Here is a 19,764-nt window from a genome sequence, read left to right on the forward strand (position 1 = left end):
CACAGAGACTGAGTAGATTAGAATCTTCTTCTACGGTTGGAGCCCGGTCTACCTCCTCCCTTATTTCCTCCAAAATTGCTCAGCTTGTACGTAAAGCTTAACATTGCATACTGCGTAAGAATCAGACTGTTTGTATCTTGTACATAATCATCACCTGTTATACGCTGCGTGTCTACAACTTGATCTAGGAGATCATAAATTTTGAGTTTTAGGGTCGCTTTTTCTTCCAGAAATTGATATCCCAAACTACTATTCCATAATACAGAAGAATTCTGAAAACCTGGTGAAACATTCCCATTGTAGTTGTATGTGATATCGTTACCAAAAATCACATTTTTAGGCCAATAACTAGTTGCTTCAAATCCAACGGTATGGTTTATAAATTCCTGATTGCGATCTTCATTGATGGAATACTTCGTATTGTTATAGGTTAAATTATAACTCGGATTTATATCTATTAATTCCTGAATGGCATAGGTTAATCTTAATCCAGGATTTATACGTAATCGTTTAGAATCAAACAAAGTCCCATTTGTAAACCCTACATTTTTATCGTGGCTACCCGTTAAACTAAGTCTGTATCTAAACTCTTGTTCTTCTTTACGTGTACTCTTTGTGTAGAAAACCCGGGCAGAAGCAGACATAGCTCCATCAACATTTGCATATGTAGTTGTACGTCTTAAATCATCACCTACGCTACTTACAGAAACCACTTGGTTCTCGGTAAAATCTAATGATAACGAACTAAAAATACCGCTACCACCACCAGAGCCAAAATTAAAACTTCTAAATCCTGCACCTATGTTATGGCTGTAAGCAGGGCGCAAACTAGGATTTCCTATAATAATGTTTAAAGGATTTGTTTGATCTGGAACAGGTTGTAGTTGACGTATAGACGGGGTATTTGCATTTGTACGATAATCTACATAAATACTTTTAGAACGTTGCAATTCATATCGTATTCCCGTACGAATGTAAAGATTGTTATACGTGTTATTAAAACTCACCGGATTTAACAAATTCTCATTTTTAAGAATTGTATTTAGAAGTCCTACATCTGCATTTATACGCCAACCTTCGTGGTCGTAGTTTAATCCGAGACTTGGTGTATTTCTATATGTTTTAACTTCAAAATTACTACTCAAACTGTCGTTGCGTACAGTATACTCTCCAGCGGTATCTGCTTCAAAAACGTATCTTGAGTTAGTAGACTTTGCAGATGAGAAATTGTAATTTAAATCAAGATAAAAATCTGTCGCCAGTACCAGACGCTGTTCTATGCCTAATCCGTATTGATATTCTTTCTCGTCTTCATCTATAAATTGATCTTGAGTTTCGGTACGCGGATTATCATTAAAAAAGTTACTTTCTGAAAAGTATAAATTATCACTTTCCTGATTATTATACTCCTGAGACAAATCTAATCGTAAATAAGCACCCCGGTTGCCAAAGCGTTTTATAAAGTCAAGATTGTTACGTACTCTCAAATTAAAGATATCTTCTTGATCTGTGGTAAAAGTATTATTGACTAAATCCCGGTTGCCATCGAGCGAATTAGCTGTTGAGTTACGAGTAGATTGAAGTTTGCTCGTATCAAATCGCGGAGAAAAAGAAAGCCTTGTTAATGTATCAAATTCGACCTCTATACGAGCATTTGCTCGATGCCGATCATTCAAAGCATTGCTGCTAGATTCAGAATTTGAGAAATAAGTAGTATCTGGCAGAATATTCTCACGTTCTGTACGCGTGCGTGTATCCGTATTGGATCTATCGAAGAAATAATCTCCATCAAACTCATATTTATCTAGCCATTCATTGCTATAATTTATACCTGCAGTTTCAGATTTTGTAATTCCACCGCTACGATTACCAGATTCTACAGCACGAGCTCCACTTCTACCCATCATTCCATAAACATCATCAAAATCAAACCCCGAGCTGTTTATATTATTTGAACCCGCGAGAATGGTCACCCGCTCATTATCTCTAAATATATTGCCTATACCGCTCATCTCATAACGATCATTTGTACCTGCTCCTGCAGTAGCTCTAGCAAAATATCCTTTATTCTTATCTTTTTTAATGGTGATGTTTATCGTCTTATTATCTGGATCTCCGGCTTTACCGGTAAATTCTTCAGATTTTGTTTTGGTATCAACCACTTGCAGCTTCTCAATAATTTCTTTCGGAAGGTTTTTTGTAGCAATTTTCGGATCATCTCCAAAAAATTCCTTTCCATTTACAAGTATGCGTGTTACCGGTTTACCGTTAATGGTTATTGCTCCATCAGAATCGACCTCTGCTCCCGGAAGCTTTTTGAGTAGTTCTTCTAAATTAGCATCTGGTCGTGTTGCAAATGATGCTGCATTAAATTCTAACGTATCCTTTTTTATAGTTACAGGAGCGCGATTAGCAACTACCAGCACCTCATCTAGCACATTATCCTGAACTTCTAATTTTACCGGTCCAAGGTCTAATGATTGTTCTAAAGAAAGTTTTTTACGATAAGGCTTAAATCCTGCATAAGAGATGAACAAATTAACTTCCTTTTCTTGTGAACTACCCTCTAAATTAAATATTCCATCTTTATCGGTAATAGCATAAGTAACTAAACTACTATCACTTAATTTTTCTAAATATACTGTCGCAGATTCTAATGAAATTCCCTGGGCATCTATCGTTTTACCTGTGATCGAAAAATCTTGGGCTTGAAGTTGTAATGCAAAAAGGCTTATAGTGAGAAGTAGAATTTGCTTCATAGGTAATATGCGTAAATTTTACGTTAGGGGGTTAGACTCACAAAACCCGCAAAGGTTTAAAATAAAAAGCCACTTTGAATAAAGTGGCTTTTTGTTTTAACTAATACTATAAATTATTTCTTACGGAAGTAAACGGCTATAGGAACCCCTTTGAAGTCAAAATTCTCACGAAGTTTGTTTTCGATAAAACGTTTATAAGGTTCTTTTACATACTGCGGAAGGTTACAAAAGAAAGCAAACTGCGGATGCGGTGTAGGCAACTGCATACAATACTTAATCTTAATATATTTCCCTTTGTTTGCCGGTGGAGGATAAGCTTCAATTAAAGGAAGCATTAGATCGTTAAGTTCGCTTGTTTTAATTCGCTTGCTACGGTTTTCATAAACTTGAACTGCGGTTTCAATAGCCTTGTAAACTCGCTGCTTAGTTAATGCCGAGATAAAAACAATTGGCACATCTGTAAAAGGTTCCATTTGTTCCATAATTGCTTTTTCAAACTCACGAGTAGACTTATGATCTTTCTCTACTAAATCCCATTTGTTAACAAGGATTACAATACCCTTTCTGTTGCGCTCTGCAAGCCAGAAAATATTTTGAACCTGCCCATCAAATCCTCGTGTTGCATCTAATACAACCAGACATACATCACAATGCTCAATTGCGCGCACCGAGCGCATTACTGAGTAAAATTCAAGATCTTCTTTAACCTTTGCCTTACGACGAATTCCCGCAGTATCAACCAGGTTAAACTCAAATCCAAAACGATTATAACGAGTATCTATAGAATCTCTAGTGGTACCGGCAATGTCAGTAACAATATATCTATTCTCTCCTATTAATGCATTTATAAAAGACGATTTACCTGCGTTAGGTCTTCCTACAACAGCAAAGCGTGGTAAAATACTTTCTTCTGCAGCTTCTTCTTCTGGCAAAGCTTCAACTAGTGCATCTAAAAGATCACCTGTACCACTACCACTTATACTGGCAATTGTGTAATAATTTCCTAATCCAAGGCTGTAGAATTCTACTGCGTTTTCCTCACGCATTGCATTATCTACTTTATTCACTACTAGAAATACCGGTTTATTTACTCGTCTTAAAAGTGAAGCAACATCTTCATCCATACCCGTAACCCCAGCCTCAACATCTACCAGAAATAAAATTACATCTGCTTCTTCAATCGCTAATTCTACTTGTTTATCTATTTCTGCCTCAAAGACATCGTCACTTCCTAATACATAACCTCCTGTATCAATTACTGAAAATTCTTTACCATTCCAGTCTGTTTTCCCATAATGACGATCACGGGTTACACCACTCACGGCGTCAACAATAGCTTCTCTACGTTGAATTAATCGATTAAAAAAAGTGGATTTTCCCACATTAGGTCTCCCTACAATAGCTACGATACTCATAATTGTGTCTTAGTGCTTTTAGCGCTGCAAAATTACGACAATTAAATACATATGTAATACAGCTTATCAAATAACCTAAAAACTACAAAATCAAAACAATAGTCTTCAATAAGAACCTGTATTATAAAGTTGAGCCAAATTCTGTTAAGAAATATGTTAATGTGCGACTTCTCAAATCTATATCCCGCTAGCTTGCGTATATAAAGGCAAACAACACAAAACATTATGTATCTAGTTATGAAAAGATTTTTAATATGTATTGCAGTAGCATTGAGTTTACAAAGCTGTAACTTATTATCTGCAGCTGGCTTAAGCAATGCAGGACAACCCACAAAAGAAGTTCCTACAGACTTGACCTCAACTACGGCAAATTCTGCAGTAAACGTAGATCATAGTGAATGGAATGCCTTATTAAAAACGCACGTTAGCAACTCCGGACTAGTCAACTACGAGGGGTTCAAAAAAGATCGATCAAAGCTTGATGCCTATCTACAAAAATTATCTGGGTACAATCCTGGTAATGACTGGTCTGTACAAGAACTACTGGCTTATTACATAAACTTGTACAATGCTTATACTGTAGATTTAATTTTAAATAATTATCCTACAAAAAGTATTAAAGACATAGATGGCGCTTGGACAAAAGCTAGTGTACCGGTAGGAAGTCGTAATCTTTCATTAGGTGGAATCGAGAATGGAATTCTTAGAAAAATGAATGATGCACGTATACATTTTGCCATAAACTGCGCTTCAATCTCGTGTCCAAAATTATTAAATGAAGCTTACACTGCTGGGAAAATTAATGAACAATTAGACAAAGTTACTCGTGAATTTATAAACTCTGATAAGAATGATATCTCTGCAACAAATGCAAAAGTATCTTCAATTTTTGATTGGTATAAAAAAGATTTTATAACTACAGAAACTCCTACTATCATAGATTATATAAATAAATACAGTACAACTAAAATAAAAGCGGGAACCCCAGTTACATATAAAGACTATAACTGGAGCTTAAATAAGCAATAACAGAATAAATGCCCGAAATAGAAAAATCCTGCAAATTGTGGGATTTTTCGTTTCATATAGCCCTTCAATTAAACTAGCTTTGACCTCGATCTTCTCCTAATTAGCTATAGATTAATTTTTTATGTTAAGCATTATTATTCCGGTTCTTAATGAATCTTATAATTTACCTCAACTTCTCAACCACTTAGTTTTAAAAGCAACTGCAAAAGAGCATCTTGAACTGGTTATTGTAGATGGTGGTAGTGAAGATGATACTCTAGAATTAGCGCACAAATTTAAGAGAGATAATCTGGTAAGTGTGCATATTGTAAATTCTAGCAGAGGTCGCGCAAAGCAAATGAATACTGGTGCAGGAGTAGCAACTGGAGATATACTTTATTTTCTACATGCAGACTCTTTTCCTCCTGCAAATTATGATATGCTTATTCAAGATGAAGTTCTTAAAGGAAATCTGGCCGGGTGTTTTAGAATGAAATTTGATAATGAGCACTGGTGGCTGAGATTAGCGAGTTACCTTACAAGGTTTAGCTGGAGAGCGTGCCGAGGTGGTGACCAAAGTCAGTTTATAACTACAACACTTTTTGATGAAATAGGAGGTTACGATGAAAACTATATTATCTATGAAGATAATATCTTGATTAACGAATTGTATGCACGCAATGAATTTGTTGTAATACAACATCCTTTAATCTCGTCGGCTAGACTTTATGAAAAATACGGAGTTTGGTTTGTGCAATACCACTTCTGGACAATCTATGTAAAGAAATGGATGGGAGCCTCTGCAGAAGAACTTCACGCCTACTATAAGAAAAATCTAAAAAAATAAATACTCAGCTTTCTATAAAATATAGTGTATAAAAAAAGGTCTTTATAAGCGCACTTATAAAGACCTTTTTTTAAGCTGGGAGAAATATTAACCTCTACTATTAACGTAGAAAGCGTGAATTACTCCTGGCACCCATCCTAACAGAGTTAGAATTATATTTATAATTAAATCTTTACCTACTCCTTTATTCATTGCAACTGCAAGTGGAGGTAATATAATTGTAATAAGGATTGTTAATATTGACATGGTTATTTTTTTTTGATTAGAGGATGAAGATATTAAGTTTCATAATTTCAGCACCTTAAACAAATCTTAATTGGCAAGAGTTTTACATTCTGGAGTACCATTTTAGAAGAACCTCTTCGGCAGGCTTTCCTTGTGGCGTAAATCGGTTATTTTCTTCGGAAGCAGACCGTTTATGATCGTGAAACCATTTCCATACAAAGCCTCCGGCAAACCACGGCTCATCCCAGAATTCTTCAAAAGTGGCTTCATATAAGTTTTTCTGCGACTCACTGTTCATTGCCCCATCGTGTCTATCACTTGCCCAAGGTTCTTTACCTGAATAGTCTGCACTTCGATATCCAAATTCGGTAAAAAGAACCGGTCGGTTATATTTTTCAGTAAGATCTTTAAGAAGCTTCTTATGCACTTGCCATCCTTCTCTAGCTTCGGCTACAGATGGCGTTTTTTGTTCTGAAATGGGAAAGTAGGCATCTGCACCTATATAATCAAGTTCTTGCCAGAAGTGTACTTTGTCAACCTTATCCCAGTTTTCAGCATATGTGATTTTACCTGTATATACATTCCGAACTTTATCTATAAGTTGATCCCAGAATTGGTGGCGCTCATTAGTAAAATTATATAATTCGGTACCCACACAAAATAATTCGACACCCATATCTTGAGCAAGTTGTGCATACAATAAAATATATTCCTCGTAACTTTTCTCAAATACGAGCCACTCTTCTTCAGTATTCATATGCATATCACCCGTAAAGACACCTTTCCATATCCAGATATGCGGCTTCAACATAACTTTAATTTTACTAGCGTGTAATGATTCTATGTATTGCTTTGCACCTTGGTAACGCTCCCCATACCATTGCCGCTCTGTGTTAAATAGTAATTCAGGATTGTTCTTATCTCTCACAAATGCAAAAGGCATAACCGCAGCGTGACTGGCTTGTATGCGTAAAACAGGATCTATATGAGTTTGTAATAAGGTATCTTTTGAAGACACAAAACTCACACCATTAATTTTTTGTTTTGCAACGGGTGTGGCAGAACAACCTATTAAAAAAAATAAAATAATGTTAGTAAATACGAGGGCAAACGACTTTTTCATAGATATCAAAAGTACTTGAAATTTAGATAAGTTCTAATTACAACCGGCATCATTAAAATACCAGTGATATAAACTGTTTTGCCATCTCTAAATCTTATCTTTAAATACAACCACATAAGTTATAAAGCCTTTTATGGAGCATATAGTTATTGTAGGTAATGGCATTGCCGGCGTAACTGCTGCCAGACATCTGCGTAAAAAATCTGATCATAAAATAACCATTATTTCTGCTGAGAGTGATTACTTCTTTTCCCGAACAGCACTAATGTATGTTTATATGGGGCATATGCGCTGGAAAGATCTCAAACCCTATGAAGATAAGTTTTGGTCAAAAAATCGAATTGAACTGATAAATGCATATGTCGAAAAAGTAGAGACTGCTAATCAATCACTCGTTTTAGCCGATGGTACTAGTATAAACTACGACAAGCTCATTTTAGCAACAGGGTCTGTGCCCGCTAAATATGGATGGGAAGGTCAGGATCTTAACGGCGTCCAAGGCTTAGTCTCTAAGCAAGATCTAGAACAGTTAGAAAAGACTGCTCCTAATAATGAAATTTGTCCTAAAGCTGTAATTGTAGGTGGCGGACTTATAGGTGTTGAGATGGCAGAAATGCTGCATACTCGTAAAATCGAAGTAACCGTCTTAGTGCGTGAACATGCGTTCTGGTCTGGCGTTTTACCAGATGGAGAAGCAGGAATGATCTCAAGACACATACTTTCTCACGGTATAGATTTAAGACATCAAGAAGAACTTGATAAGATTCTAGATGACGGTAAAGGCAATGTACGTGCTATCTTAACTAAAAAAGGAGAAGAAATCCCATGCAATTTAGTGGGAATTACCACAGGAGTAAAACCTAAAATCGACTTTCTTGAAAATTCTAATATTGAAACCGACAAAGGGATTCTCGTAAATAGATTGCTTGAGACCAGTGTAAAAAATGTATACGCAATTGGCGATTGTGCTCAGCAACGCGAAGCAATAGGTTTACGCAAGCCGGTTGAAGCTGTATGGTATACCGGAAGAATGATGGGAGAAACTGTAGCGCAAACAATCTGCGGAACACCTTTTGAATACCAACCTGGGAACTGGTTTAATAGCGCTAAATTTTTTGATATAGAATATCAAACCTACGGTTGGGTATTTAGCAATAAAAATAAGAAAGAGTATGAAGAGCATTTTCATTGGAAACACGATAATGATAAAACCTGTATTACAGTAGCATACAATAAAGAAGATCACACATTTTTAGGCATCAATACATTTGGAATACGTATGAAACACGAAGTCTTTGATCGCTGGTTAAATGAGCAGCGCGATATAGATTATGTTATAGAAAATTTACGTCATGCTAATTTTGATCCTGAATTTTATAGACACTACGAGAGCGATATTAAAAAAGCATACGCTGCCAGAGCTTAACACTTACACCTCAACATCTAATATATGAGTACTATACAACGAGATATGTCACTTACGGGACAACCACCCGCTTCAATAAATCTCACACAAAAGCTGGGAACAGCGTTAGGCGTAGCCAGTCTTTTAGTGCTGCTTTTAGCAGTCTTTAATGTTAACTTTCCTAACAAGACTTTATGGCTAAGTTTATCACTAGGTGGTCTTTTTGCTGGTATTCTCATTTTTAGTTATGGTGCTTATGCAGATAAGGAAGAAGGAATTAAAAATGATGGAGTTTGGTTTAAATCTATTTCCAGTCGAGGGTTTCTAGCCTGGGTTGCAGGATTGGGTCTAACAGGCTTTTATATACTTCTATATTTTAGAGCAGATCTTTTAGGATTAAATGCTGACGGAGCTAATACAGGATTAATAGCACTTTTTGATCCGTTGAGTAACGTACTAAGTGGTGGGCCGGCAAGTCAATGGTTTGTTTACGGTACTCTCTATACTATCGCTATTCTTGCATTTGGGATAAAATTTATGTGGAAATACCGCCACAATCGCTATGAACGACTACGTACAATTAGCGTAATGTTTTTTCAAACAGCCTTTGCTTTCCTTATACCCGAACTAATGGCTCGATTAAATTCTGATGAATTTAGTTTGCCCTATTATGATTTAAAAAACATCTGGCCACTTAACTATTACAATTTTGAACAATATCGTGTAGATGATTTTATATCTGCAGGAGACATTGGGCTAGCGCTGTTGATTTTCGGTATTGCTTCCATATTTATCATCACCCCTATTCTTACCTATAAATATGGTAAGCGGTGGTATTGCTCTTGGGTTTGTGGTTGTGGTGGTCTGGCAGAAACTGCTGGTGATCCTTTTAGACATTTAAGTGATAAGAGTGAATCTGCCTGGAAGATAGAGCGCTGGGTAGTACATAGTGTTCTTGTTTTTGTAGTCATTATGACCACTGCTGTAATAGCAACTTACCTAGGCGACAATCCCGATAAATACTGGCTTACAAAAGATGTATTTTTAATAGGTGTAGCGGTTTTCCTTACACTTCTTTTTGGTGCTATCTGGTTATTTAAAAAAGAAGAATTAAAGCAAGATGCTAGATATGGTGCTATTGGCTATCTAGTAATTGTTCTGGCTCTAATAGGTATACATTACGCCAGCGGAAACACCCTCTTTTTAATACCCGCGGAAACCTTACGTACCTCATACGGTTTTTTAATAGGTTCTATTTTTAGTGGTGTTATAGGAACCGGTTTCTACCCGATTTTTGGAAATCGTGTTTGGTGCCGTTTTGGTTGTCCTATGGCTGCAATATTAGGATTACAGCAACGTCTATTTTCAAAATTTAGAATTACTACAAATGGTGGACAATGTATTTCTTGTGGAAATTGCTCTTCTTACTGTGAGATGGGAATAGATGTACGTGCGTATGCTCAAAAAGGTGAGAATATTGTACGTGCAAGTTGCGTGGGTTGTGGTATTTGTTCTGCCGTTTGTCCACGTGGAGTTTTAAAACTAGAAAATGCCGCAACAGACAATCGCATTAACAGCCGGGAGGTATTACTAGGAAACGATGTTAACTTAATGGATTACTTAAACCAAAAGTAACAAGACAGAATCCTAATGAGTTCTAGCTAGTTTAGATAATCGTATGTTTTTAAGTTGAATAAAATAACTTTAGCTTTTCAGTATAAAGCAAAAAGAAAAGGCGGAAATACACATTTCCGCCTTTTCTACAAATCAACAAACAAACAATCTATTTTTATAGAACAGGCAATAAAACCTGATCGATCACATGTACAATACCATTTGTAGTTTGTACATCTGGAATAACCATATTTGCAGGAGTTGCATTACCAGAACCACTTACTGTAAGTGTTCCGTTATTAAAAGCTCCTAGAGTAATTGAGTCAGAACCCAACGCATCATAAGAACCAGCACTTAATTCTGAAGTAAACTTATCTGAAGAAACATCAGCAAATACGTGATTCAATAAAACTTCAGTAACAAGAGCTTTATCGAGTTGTCTAACGTCTGATGGTTGTGTGAATGTTAATCCTAATGCAGCACCTAAATTTATGAATGCTTGATCATTAGGAGCAAAAACAGTAAAGTTAGCATCTGGATTATTTAGAGCTTCAGCTAATTCTGCGTACAATACGGCTTCAACTAAATAGCTTAATTCTGGTGTTTTAAAAACTTGAGCACTTTGCAAAGCCACAGCAGATTCAACTACATTGCCTCCAGTAGCAATCATAACTTTATCAATTACGTGAACTGTACCATTTTGAGCACGCACATCTGTAGCAAGTATTTTTGATCCGTTTATATATACATCAGATCCGCGCATCACAAATCTGCGGGAAATACCTAAAGCAGAATTTGATGATCCTCCTGCTTCAAAACCCCCAGATACTAAGTTTCCGTTAGAAACGTGATATAAAAGTGCATTGGTTAAAAAAGGAGTTGTTAATACTCCTAATGTAGCTTCTTCAAGTCCTAAACGTGCAAAAGCATCATTTGTAGGAGCAAAAACAGTATAATCTCCCGAAGGATCATTAGGATTGGCATTACTTAAAACACCTACTAAATTGGCATTAATTGCAGCAGATTCTAAGGTACTAAAAGCGGGATTTGCCACAGCTACACCTGCAATAGATGTTAGTTGGTCTTCGTAGGCAGATTCACTCTCACAAGAAGAAGTAAGTACCACACTTAGAAGCGCAATAGCAATACCAGTATATTTATATAAGTTTTTCATAATATTTAAGTGTAAAAATTTAGTGATTAAAATGAGTAAGTAAGTCCCCAGTTATACCCGTCAGAATCTCCAAGATTACGACCATTTACGTAAGTACTATATCCGCCAGACACCCCTATACCTCTATAAAGTGGCACATAAGCAGTAAAACCTAGACGCGTATAATTAACTCGGGTCGCCGGAAAAAATCCTGTGAAACCTTCACCAAATATATCTACCCCATCTTTATCTGATAATTGATTAGCCACATATGCATCTAAGTAAAACATATCTGCAGCATACCCTAATTTGAATTCGCTTAGCAAAGAATTAGGCACATCATTACTGCGTAAACTATATCCGATTTGACCTGTGGCAAAGAAGCCAGAGTCATTTTTATAAGATGCTATTGCTAGCCCTGTTATATCTGTAGATCTGTTACCAATGGCAATAATAGATTGAAATCCCGGATCTTCACTATAATCGCCAACCGGCAGCTCTACTCCTGCTGCTGCGATTAAATCAATAGAACCTTTAGGAGTTTTCACATTTGTAATTCGGTACTTTCCATAAACACTTAAATCCTGAAAGCCCTTAACTTCATTGGTAAGTCCATTATTAGCAAGTGTCTCAGCAGTTGCTTCACCTTCTGCCTTTATATAAGGTAAGTTTACCACTATATCCAGGTCATCGGTTATACCATATTCTCCATAAAGTGAATAGCTAGTGGTTTGCACTTCGTTAAATACAGGAACCCCATTTACTTTTTGTGGTACTAAGAATACTTCATCATATTCTTCAGAAGAAAAAGATAGCGTAAAGCTTCCTTCTCCTTTAGCTTTCATAAAACCACTAACCGGGCTCTGAGCTATCATTAGAACAGGTAGCATTAAAAGCAGACCTGTAATTAAGCGTAAGTTTAAATTCATAATTTATCGTTTATAGTTAACAATAAGAGATACGCAGAAGATTTGAGGCTGGTTTTCACAATATTCTGTTAAAAACCTTGAGTCGGTTTTTCTCGTATACTTGAGTACGGGCTTAAAGAATTGCACGTATTACTTAAATTTAATCTCATGTTTGTTTTCAACTATATTTTGATGTTTGTTCTGGTTATGGGAAGTAATGAACAGAAAACATATATAAAAGAATATTATGAAAATGGTATCTTAAAATCTGAAGGCTGGTCTGTTAACAATCAAAAAACTGACTACTGGTTTTATTATTTTGAAAACGGAAATGTGAAAGGAAAAGGATCTTATGAGACTAATAAAAAGAATGGTTATTGGTTTTTCTATAATCAAAGTAACGCTGTAATTAGTCAAGGTCATTACCAGAATGGTAAGCGAGTAGACTGGTGGGTACTCCTAAGAGAAAAAAATGTGGTAGAAAAAGTACAATTTGTAAATGATGTTAGGCAAGGCTACAGCTTGTTATATAAAAACGGAAACTTATTTAAAGCACAACATTACAAGGATAATATTCTTACCGGTGCATGGACGAGTATTGCTCATTTCAAAAAAGATAACCCTAACGCTCAATTCTAATGCAGCAAATTATTAAAGTAATAATTCCTGCATATAATGAGGAGCAATCAATAGGACTAGTTGTTAGAGATATTCCTCATTTTGTAGATGAGATAATAGTAGTAAGTAATAACTCTACAGACGCTACTGCTGCAAAATCTGTAGAAGCAGGTGCCACATCACTTACCGAAACTTCACCAGGATATGGTTATGCTTGCTTAAAAGGGTTGCAGTACATCGCAGGATTAGAAGATAAACCAGATATTGTTGTTTTTCTTGATGGAGATTATAGTGACTATCCTAAGCAGTTAACGCAACTCATAAAGCCCATACTTGAAGATGATATTGATTTTGTTGTAGGTGCACGAGTGAAATCACTGAGACAACCGGGAAGTATGACTTTTCCGCAACGATTCGGTAATAAATTAGCAACAACATTAATGCGTTTAATTTTCAACTCAAGATTTACAGATCTTGGTCCCTTTAGGGCTATTAAATATGATAAATTGCTATCTCTTAATATGCAGGATAAAACCTATGGTTGGACGGTTGAAATGCAATTAAAGGCACTACGACATAAACTCACCTATACAGAAGTACCTATGAAGTACCGTAATCGTATAGGTGTTTCTAAGGTTTCAGGCACAGTCAAAGGTGCTATATTTGCCGGAATTAAAATTCTCGGTTGGATTTTTAAGTACAGTTTTAAATAATGCAGACATTAATAATAGTTCTTTATACTTTATCCCTTACTGTAATTTTCCTCTACAGTTTAGCTCAATTAAATCTGCTTTTTAATTATTTAAAAGCTAAGAAAAAGACAGATAACGCCCCGGTTTATGACTTAGACAATCCAGATGAAATTCCGTTTGTCACTATACAGCTGCCTCTATATAATGAGTTATATGTAGTAAAACGTCTTCTTGATAATATATCTAAAATGGATTATCCTACAAATAAAATGGAGATTCAAGTATTAGATGATTCTACAGATGAAAGCCTTACTGAAACCCGAAAACTGATAAATAACTTAAGACTAGAGGGCTTACCTATAAAACACATCACGCGTACAAATCGAGTAGGATTTAAAGCCGGTGCGTTAAAAGAAGGACTGGCGATTGCTAAAGGAGATTATATTGCAATTTTTGATTCTGACTTTGTTCCGAAATCAGATTGGCTAAAAAAAACTGTTCCGTATTTCAAAGATCCTAAAGTGGGTGTAGTACAAACGCGCTGGGCACATCTAAACAGAGATTATTCTATTCTAACTAAAATTCAGGCATTCGCGCTAGATTTTCATTTTGTTCTGGAACAAGTGGGGCGCAACTTTGGCCATCATTTTATAAATTTTAATGGTACGGCAGGGATTTGGCGTAAAACGTGCATTTTAGATGCTGGAAACTGGCAGGGAGACACCTTGACTGAAGATCTTGATCTTAGTTATCGTGCCCAACTTAATAAATGGGATTTTAAATATCTTGAAGAAGTAGAGACACCTGCAGAATTGCCTATCGCTATAAGTGCAGCCCGCTCTCAACAATTTAGATGGAACAAAGGCGCAGCCGAAAATTTTCAGAAGCTTTATGGTAGATTGCTTAAAGATCCTACCGTCTCATTCAAAACAAAATTTCATAGTTTTTTTCATTTACTTAATAGTAGTATGTTCTTGCTCGTATTACTCATTGCTATTTTGAGTGTACCCGTATTGTATATAAAAAATACAAATCCTGAGTTTGATTTTATTTTTAAGGTGACCGCTTTTTTTGCTATAAGCACTGTAATATTCTTTATCTGCTACTGGGTAACCTACAAAAGAATTCACGGTAGCGGATTCAAAAACTTCATTTCCTATGTAGGTATGTTTATCGCATTTTTCTCAATCGCAATGGGCTTTAGTGTACATAACTCACTTGCAGTTTTAGAAGGGCATTTTGGTAAAAAATCAGAATTTATACGTACTCCAAAATTTAATGTCAATAAGTTAAGCGACAGTTGGAAGTCTAATATTTATCTAAAGAAAACAATTTCATTAAATACGATTTTAGAAAGCGTTCTGTTTTTATACTTTGGCTTTGCAATTGTAAGCGCATTCTATATGAGAGATTTCGGACTTATAACATTTCACATTATGTTGTTTTTTGGATTTGGATTCGTAGCTTTTAAATCTATTTTTTCAAGAATTTAAATAATAAAGTTCTTCGTTCTCTATACTGTGACATTGAAAACCGAATGTACTGATCACTAAAAACCGATATGCTTCAGACTCTTAAACATTACAAGATTCCGGTTTTAATGACATTCGGTATTTTATTAATGTACTGGGAATTTGCATATAATTTACAACGTCACGATTTTGTAAAGCTTATTCTTCTTTACGCTGCTCTTTTCTTTTTAAGCCTTAAGCTTATTCAACAACTAAAAGTCAATTTTAAAACACTCGTTGTAATAGGTATAGTACTAAGGTTACTTTTTATAATCGTATTACCTAATTTATCGCAAGACTACTATAGATTTTTATGGGATGGCCGGTTAATCGCTCAAGGATTAAACCCTTATCTCCATACACCAGATCAATGGGTAGCGTTAGGATCATTACCTATAGCCCAAAGCAAAGAGTTACTCGATGGGATGGGTGCTTTAAGTGCAAGACATTATTCTAACTATCCTCCCGTGAACCAACTGTTTTTCTGGCTTTCAGGCTTGTTAAGTGGTAAATCAATACTTGGAGGAGTTATCGTTTTGAGACTGTTTATAATAGCCGCCGATGTGGGGATATTACTTATAGGACGTAAGCTTCTAGTCTTAATGAATCTCCCAAAGCATCAAATTTTCTGGTATTTTTTAAATCCATTTATACTAATTGAACTTACCGGAAATTTACACTTTGAAGGTGTGATGCTTTTTTTCTTTCTAGTTGCACTTTATCTGTTACATCGTGAAAGATATCTCTGGTCATCAATTTTTATAGGTCTCTCTATTTCTGTGAAATTGGTTCCTCTATTATTGCTACCGTTATTTTATCAGGTTTTAATTAGTAAGACTCCAAGCTCAACTAAAATAGACTCTCGCCTAAGTCATTTAATACGTAAACCGAAAGCTTCCTTTCTAAGACTGTCTATATTTTATGTAATTGTATTGACAACATTTGTGTTAACGTTCATCCCCTTTAGTACACCCGAGTTAATAAATCATTTCTCAAGTACTATCGCGCTTTGGTTTGAAAAGTTTGAATTTAACGCCAGCATTTATTATATCATTAGATACATAGGCTTTCAGACTAAAGGATTTAATATAATTGCCACAGCAGGGCAAGAGCTCCCCAAATATGTTATTGCATTTCTTCTTCTTCTAACTTTCATAAGAAAAAACAACTCGACTTTACGCTTATTTCCAGTTCTTCTATTTGGTATAAGTATCTATTTTCTGCTTTCAACAACCATTCATCCGTGGTATATCGCCACACCATTGTTATTGTCAGTTTTTACGAAATATAAATATGCTATAGTCTGGAGTGGTGTTGTGATGCTGAGTTATTCGGCTTATAAAATTGATTCTGTGAATGAAAACCTATGGCTGGTAGCAGTAGAATATGTGGTGTTAATAGGTTATTTCATTTACGAACTCACCATCAAAAAAAGCAAACAAGTTAATCTGTAGCATTTACAAGATAAAGACAACCTACGCGTCGTATTTTATAATTCCGATCTTTTTTTGAAGTGATATTACCATCATAGCAATCTTGTAGTATAAAGTCATACCCCACCATTTTTTCTTTAGCAAGCTCCTCTTGTTCATGTTCAACAATTAGATAGAAAGAGCTCTCTTTAGGATAATTAATGCCCTCACGGCTCATTAACACAGGTAGACGTTTACCAAGATCCCAAATCAATTCTGGCGAGCTGTTTTCATAGAGAAAAACCGGCTTATTAAGACGTTCTAACTCTACAATTTTAGGTGCTAATTCCTTATAATCTGTATTTGTATATGTAGCTTTTACAAAGGGAAATCCGCAAGTAATTATTAAACATGTGAAAAATATCACAGCGTAAAATGCATTTTCGATATTCTTTCTTTTGAGATTTTTTATAATAAAAATTGCGACAAAAAGACAACCCACTTGCAATAGGGAATAGTAAACCCATAAAATGCCTGTAAAATCATCTACAAATAAGTAGATTAAAAAGGGACAAGTTAGTGAAGCTGCTAATGCTATAACTGAAAAATTAAAATACACAGGCAGTACCTCCCGTTCATCTTTAAGTTCTGAAAACTTGCGTACTAAATAATCAATATAAAAACTTGTATTTAGTGCCAACGGAATAAGAACCGGCAAGAGATATCTCGATTTTTTCTCTGGTATGACTGAAAGTAAAACTACTGCAGAAAGCGTCCATAATAGTGTAAACTGATAGGCTTTTAGATTTAATACTCTTGTTTTTAAATAGGGATATAAAAGTCCTATAAATGCAGGAATTGTCCAGATCCCACTTTGAGTAAAAAAACTCCAGTAATAGTAAAATGGTCGGGTATTATGATTTGCCCAGGCAGTAGCTTCTTTATTAGCGATGCTGGCTGCTGTATTTGTATCACCAAAGTATAAAGCAAGTGCCCACCACGAACTAAGAGCTAAGGCGATAATTATAAGAATCATAAACGGAAATGTTCTCCCCCGAGATGATCTTATTCTGAAAATAAATAAGTAAGAAATTAAGAAGGGTAACAACAACGCAAAGTGACTTACCGGCCCTTTACTCATAAAAGAAAGACCAATAAATAAGCCTGCAAGTATTGCGCTGGTATACTTTTTAATATCAGTAGAAAAAAACTGAAATAAGAAGTAAATCCCTAACAGCATAAAAGCGTGGGCAAAAATATCCCATGTTCCATTGCGCCCTGCAAAGATTACATAAAAAGAAGTCGCAACGATTAGAGCTCCATATAGCGCTTGCTTAGCAGGTAATTGTAATCTTTTAATTGAAAATAAATAACTGAAATAAACTAATAAAGTGGTTACAATAGCTGAAGGTAATCGCAAAGCCCAAAGCTTATTTATACCAAAAATAGCTCCGGAAAAAGCACTTAACCATGTAGGTAATGGTGGTTTTTCATAACGAGCTTCTCCATTCATCGTGGTGAAAATCCAGTTATCAAAATGCAGCATCTCTCGGGCTGTATTAAAATTACGAGCCTCCATTATATTTGCATACAAAATATCAAGATGAGGAAAGAACAATAATAAGCAGGTAAGAACTACTATAAATGGATAATATTTTTCTTCAATTTTCATTCTTTATCAATACCTATTGCTAAACGCATATTTCTAAAATAAATAAAAACTCCCATTACGTGACCTACGATCAGGACGGGATCTTTTCTAAAAAAAGCATAGATAAGAATTAAAAGTCCGCCAACTAAACTTAGCAACCAAAAGCCAAGTGGTAGTGTTGATTTTTTATTGCGCTCAGAATAGATCCATTGATAGATAAAACGTAATGTAAATATTAATTGAGCTACACTTCCTAAAATCAACAACCAGAGCGGTATATCTTCATTTTTAAAAAGTTTATCTATATCATAATCCCCATTATTATATGCGTAAATGACTATAATGACAGGAAAAATCCATAAAAACCAGCGAATAACTTTAGGCGATTTCAACCATTGCCCTTGCAATTGAAGATTACGTATATATATAAAATAAGTAAGTGTCTGACCTAGCATTATGGCAAAATCATCTCGCAAATAACCATATACAAAAAGTAAAAATGATGCACCAAGACTCAACCACCAAAACGTTGACGGTGTCAATACTCGCTTTTGTTTTTCAGATAAAAACCATTGTATTACCAATCTTCCTGAAAACATTAGCTGAGCAAGAAAGCCTATCGTATAAATCCAGTACGGACTAGTCATTCGATTTTTTTGCTATTGTATAATTTATGTACTTCTTCTTCATCCACAGGTAAGCAAAACAATCCATTAACGGACCTAATAATCGATTCCAAACTCCAAAGTTTGCAGTACCCGCAACTCTTGGAAAATGCCGAATAGGAACTTGTACAGTTTTGCCTTGTTGCAACATAATCATCGCAGGAAGAAAACGGTGAAGCCCTCTAAACATAGGAATACGCTTTGCATATTCCGTTTTAATTATTTTTAAAGGACAACCAGTGTCATCCATTCCATCATTAGTAAATGCTCTACGTATATTGTTTGCTATCGCACTCGACATATTTTTCACATATGAGTCTTTGCGATCAGCACGATGACCTGTTACGAGATCATACTCACCTATATAAGGAAGCAGTATATTAAAGTCTTCTGGCGTGGTCTGAAGGTCACTATCTATGTATCCTACTAAAGGTGTAGTTGTGGCATCAAAACCAGCTTTAATCGCGGCACTTAAACCACAATTTTTTTCAAAGGCTATAAACTTAAAGCCCTCTCCTCTATTGCAAATTTGTTCTATTAGATCTTGACTTCCGTCTTTTGATCCATCATTAACAAAAAGTACTTGAGTAGGAACTGCTGCAATTTTAAAATAATCCCGAAATACCTGTTCTACCCGAAGTAAATTTTCTTCTTCATTATACACAGGAACCACTACGGTTAATCTATAAGACATAGTAATAAATAAGTTTGCGAAAATAAGCATTACTTCTAAAGCAATTCTAAAGAACACAAGTTTT

Annotated in this window: 17 protein-coding genes; 8 read left to right on the forward strand and 9 right to left on the reverse strand. The window is 35.5% G+C overall.

The genetic code is table 11. The features are described 5' to 3' along the window. Positions 1 to 17 precede the first annotated feature (17 nt). Positions 18 to 2,759 (reverse strand): outer membrane beta-barrel protein, encoded by a 2,742-nt coding sequence (locus ABVM53_RS04350; protein WP_405329858.1) that lies wholly within the window; start codon positions 2,757 to 2,759, stop codon positions 18 to 20. 113 nt (positions 2,760 to 2,872) lie between these two features. After that, positions 2,873 to 4,177: a ribosome biogenesis GTPase Der gene (der, locus tag ABVM53_RS04355; protein WP_128758269.1), complete on the reverse strand. Its 1,305-nt coding sequence runs from the start codon at positions 4,175 to 4,177 to the stop codon at positions 2,873 to 2,875. Positions 4,178 to 4,411: 234 nt separating this feature from the next. Here der and ABVM53_RS04360 point away from each other — a divergent pair, with 234 nt between their 5' ends. Both ABVM53_RS04360 and ABVM53_RS04365 read left to right on the forward strand, forming a co-directional pair. Then, complete coding sequence (locus tag ABVM53_RS04360) at positions 4,412 to 5,203, forward strand: DUF547 domain-containing protein (RefSeq protein WP_405329861.1); 792 nt, start codon at positions 4,412 to 4,414, stop codon at positions 5,201 to 5,203. Positions 5,204 to 5,324: 121 nt separating this feature from the next. Then, positions 5,325 to 6,029 (forward strand): TIGR04283 family arsenosugar biosynthesis glycosyltransferase, encoded by a 705-nt coding sequence (locus ABVM53_RS04365; protein WP_405329863.1) that lies wholly within the window; start codon positions 5,325 to 5,327, stop codon positions 6,027 to 6,029. Positions 6,030 to 6,116: 87 nt separating this feature from the next. Here ABVM53_RS04365 and ABVM53_RS04370 read toward each other — a convergent pair whose 3' ends face one another. After that, entirely contained in the window at positions 6,117 to 6,275 is a 159-nt protein-coding gene (locus tag ABVM53_RS04370; protein ID WP_128758266.1) for a YqaE/Pmp3 family membrane protein, read from the reverse strand. Positions 6,276 to 6,357: 82 nt separating this feature from the next. Next, positions 6,358 to 7,377 carry a glycoside hydrolase family 113 gene (locus tag ABVM53_RS04375; RefSeq protein ID WP_405329866.1) on the reverse strand — a complete coding sequence of 340 codons (1,020 nt, stop codon included), beginning with the start codon at positions 7,375 to 7,377 and terminating at the stop codon, positions 6,358 to 6,360. Between the two features lie 133 nt (positions 7,378 to 7,510). On the opposite strand from ABVM53_RS04375, the gene ABVM53_RS04380 reads away from it, so the two are divergent. Together ABVM53_RS04380 and ABVM53_RS04385 are read left to right on the forward strand one after the other, a co-directional pair. Then, a complete protein-coding gene (locus ABVM53_RS04380) occupies positions 7,511 to 8,803 on the forward strand; it encodes an NAD(P)/FAD-dependent oxidoreductase (RefSeq protein WP_405329869.1) in 1,293 nt (430 codons plus the stop codon). 24 nt (positions 8,804 to 8,827) lie between these two features. Next, the gene (locus tag ABVM53_RS04385; RefSeq protein WP_405329871.1) at positions 8,828 to 10,417 is read left to right on the forward strand and encodes a 4Fe-4S binding protein; all 1,590 of its coding nucleotides are present in this window, start codon (positions 8,828 to 8,830) and stop codon (positions 10,415 to 10,417) included. Positions 10,418 to 10,571: 154 nt separating this feature from the next. Here the strand turns inward: ABVM53_RS04385 and ABVM53_RS04390 are convergent, their stop codons facing one another. Continuing rightward, positions 10,572 to 11,570: a fasciclin domain-containing protein gene (locus ABVM53_RS04390; protein WP_405329874.1), complete on the reverse strand. Its 999-nt coding sequence runs from the start codon at positions 11,568 to 11,570 to the stop codon at positions 10,572 to 10,574. Positions 11,571 to 11,596: 26 nt separating this feature from the next. Beyond that, positions 11,597 to 12,478 carry a hypothetical protein gene (locus ABVM53_RS04395; RefSeq protein WP_405329876.1) on the reverse strand — a complete coding sequence of 294 codons (882 nt, stop codon included), beginning with the start codon at positions 12,476 to 12,478 and terminating at the stop codon, positions 11,597 to 11,599. Between the two features lie 147 nt (positions 12,479 to 12,625). On the opposite strand from ABVM53_RS04395, the gene ABVM53_RS04400 reads away from it, so the two are divergent. The 4 genes from ABVM53_RS04400 (at position 12,626) to ABVM53_RS04415 (ending at position 16,732) form a co-directional block, all read left to right on the forward strand. Beyond that, a complete protein-coding gene (locus tag ABVM53_RS04400; RefSeq protein WP_405329879.1) occupies positions 12,626 to 13,096 on the forward strand; it encodes a toxin-antitoxin system YwqK family antitoxin in 471 nt (156 codons plus the stop codon). Next, positions 13,096 to 13,788 (forward strand): glycosyltransferase family 2 protein, encoded by a 693-nt coding sequence (locus ABVM53_RS04405; RefSeq protein ID WP_128758258.1) that lies wholly within the window; start codon positions 13,096 to 13,098, stop codon positions 13,786 to 13,788. Before ABVM53_RS04400 ends, ABVM53_RS04405 begins: the two co-directional genes overlap by 1 nt. After that, positions 13,788 to 15,260 (forward strand): cellulose synthase family protein, encoded by a 1,473-nt coding sequence (locus ABVM53_RS04410; protein WP_405329882.1) that lies wholly within the window; start codon positions 13,788 to 13,790, stop codon positions 15,258 to 15,260. Before ABVM53_RS04405 ends, ABVM53_RS04410 begins: the two co-directional genes overlap by 1 nt. Positions 15,261 to 15,328: 68 nt before the next feature. Further along, complete coding sequence (locus ABVM53_RS04415) at positions 15,329 to 16,732, forward strand: mannosyltransferase (RefSeq protein WP_405329885.1); 1,404 nt, start codon at positions 15,329 to 15,331, stop codon at positions 16,730 to 16,732. On the opposite strand, the gene ABVM53_RS04420 is transcribed toward ABVM53_RS04415, so the two are convergent. The 3 genes from ABVM53_RS04420 to ABVM53_RS04430 are packed head-to-tail and all read right to left on the reverse strand — an operon-like array spanning position 16,722 to position 19,700. Next, positions 16,722 to 18,362 carry an ArnT family glycosyltransferase gene (locus tag ABVM53_RS04420; RefSeq protein ID WP_405329888.1) on the reverse strand — a complete coding sequence of 547 codons (1,641 nt, stop codon included), beginning with the start codon at positions 18,360 to 18,362 and terminating at the stop codon, positions 16,722 to 16,724. The genes ABVM53_RS04415 and ABVM53_RS04420 overlap by 11 nt on opposite strands. Then, positions 18,359 to 18,988 carry a lipid-A-disaccharide synthase N-terminal domain-containing protein gene (locus ABVM53_RS04425; protein WP_371457561.1) on the reverse strand — a complete coding sequence of 210 codons (630 nt, stop codon included), beginning with the start codon at positions 18,986 to 18,988 and terminating at the stop codon, positions 18,359 to 18,361. The genes ABVM53_RS04420 and ABVM53_RS04425 overlap by 4 nt, the downstream gene beginning before the upstream one ends. Then, positions 18,981 to 19,700, reverse strand: a complete 720-nt coding sequence (locus ABVM53_RS04430; RefSeq protein ID WP_371457562.1) for a glycosyltransferase — start codon at positions 19,698 to 19,700, stop codon at positions 18,981 to 18,983. The genes ABVM53_RS04425 and ABVM53_RS04430 overlap by 8 nt, the downstream gene beginning before the upstream one ends. Positions 19,701 to 19,764 lie beyond the last annotated feature (64 nt).

It is taken from the genome of Leeuwenhoekiella sp. LLG6367-2.1 (assembly GCF_045055775.1).
Classification (GTDB): domain Bacteria; phylum Bacteroidota; class Bacteroidia; order Flavobacteriales; family Flavobacteriaceae; genus Leeuwenhoekiella; species Leeuwenhoekiella aequorea.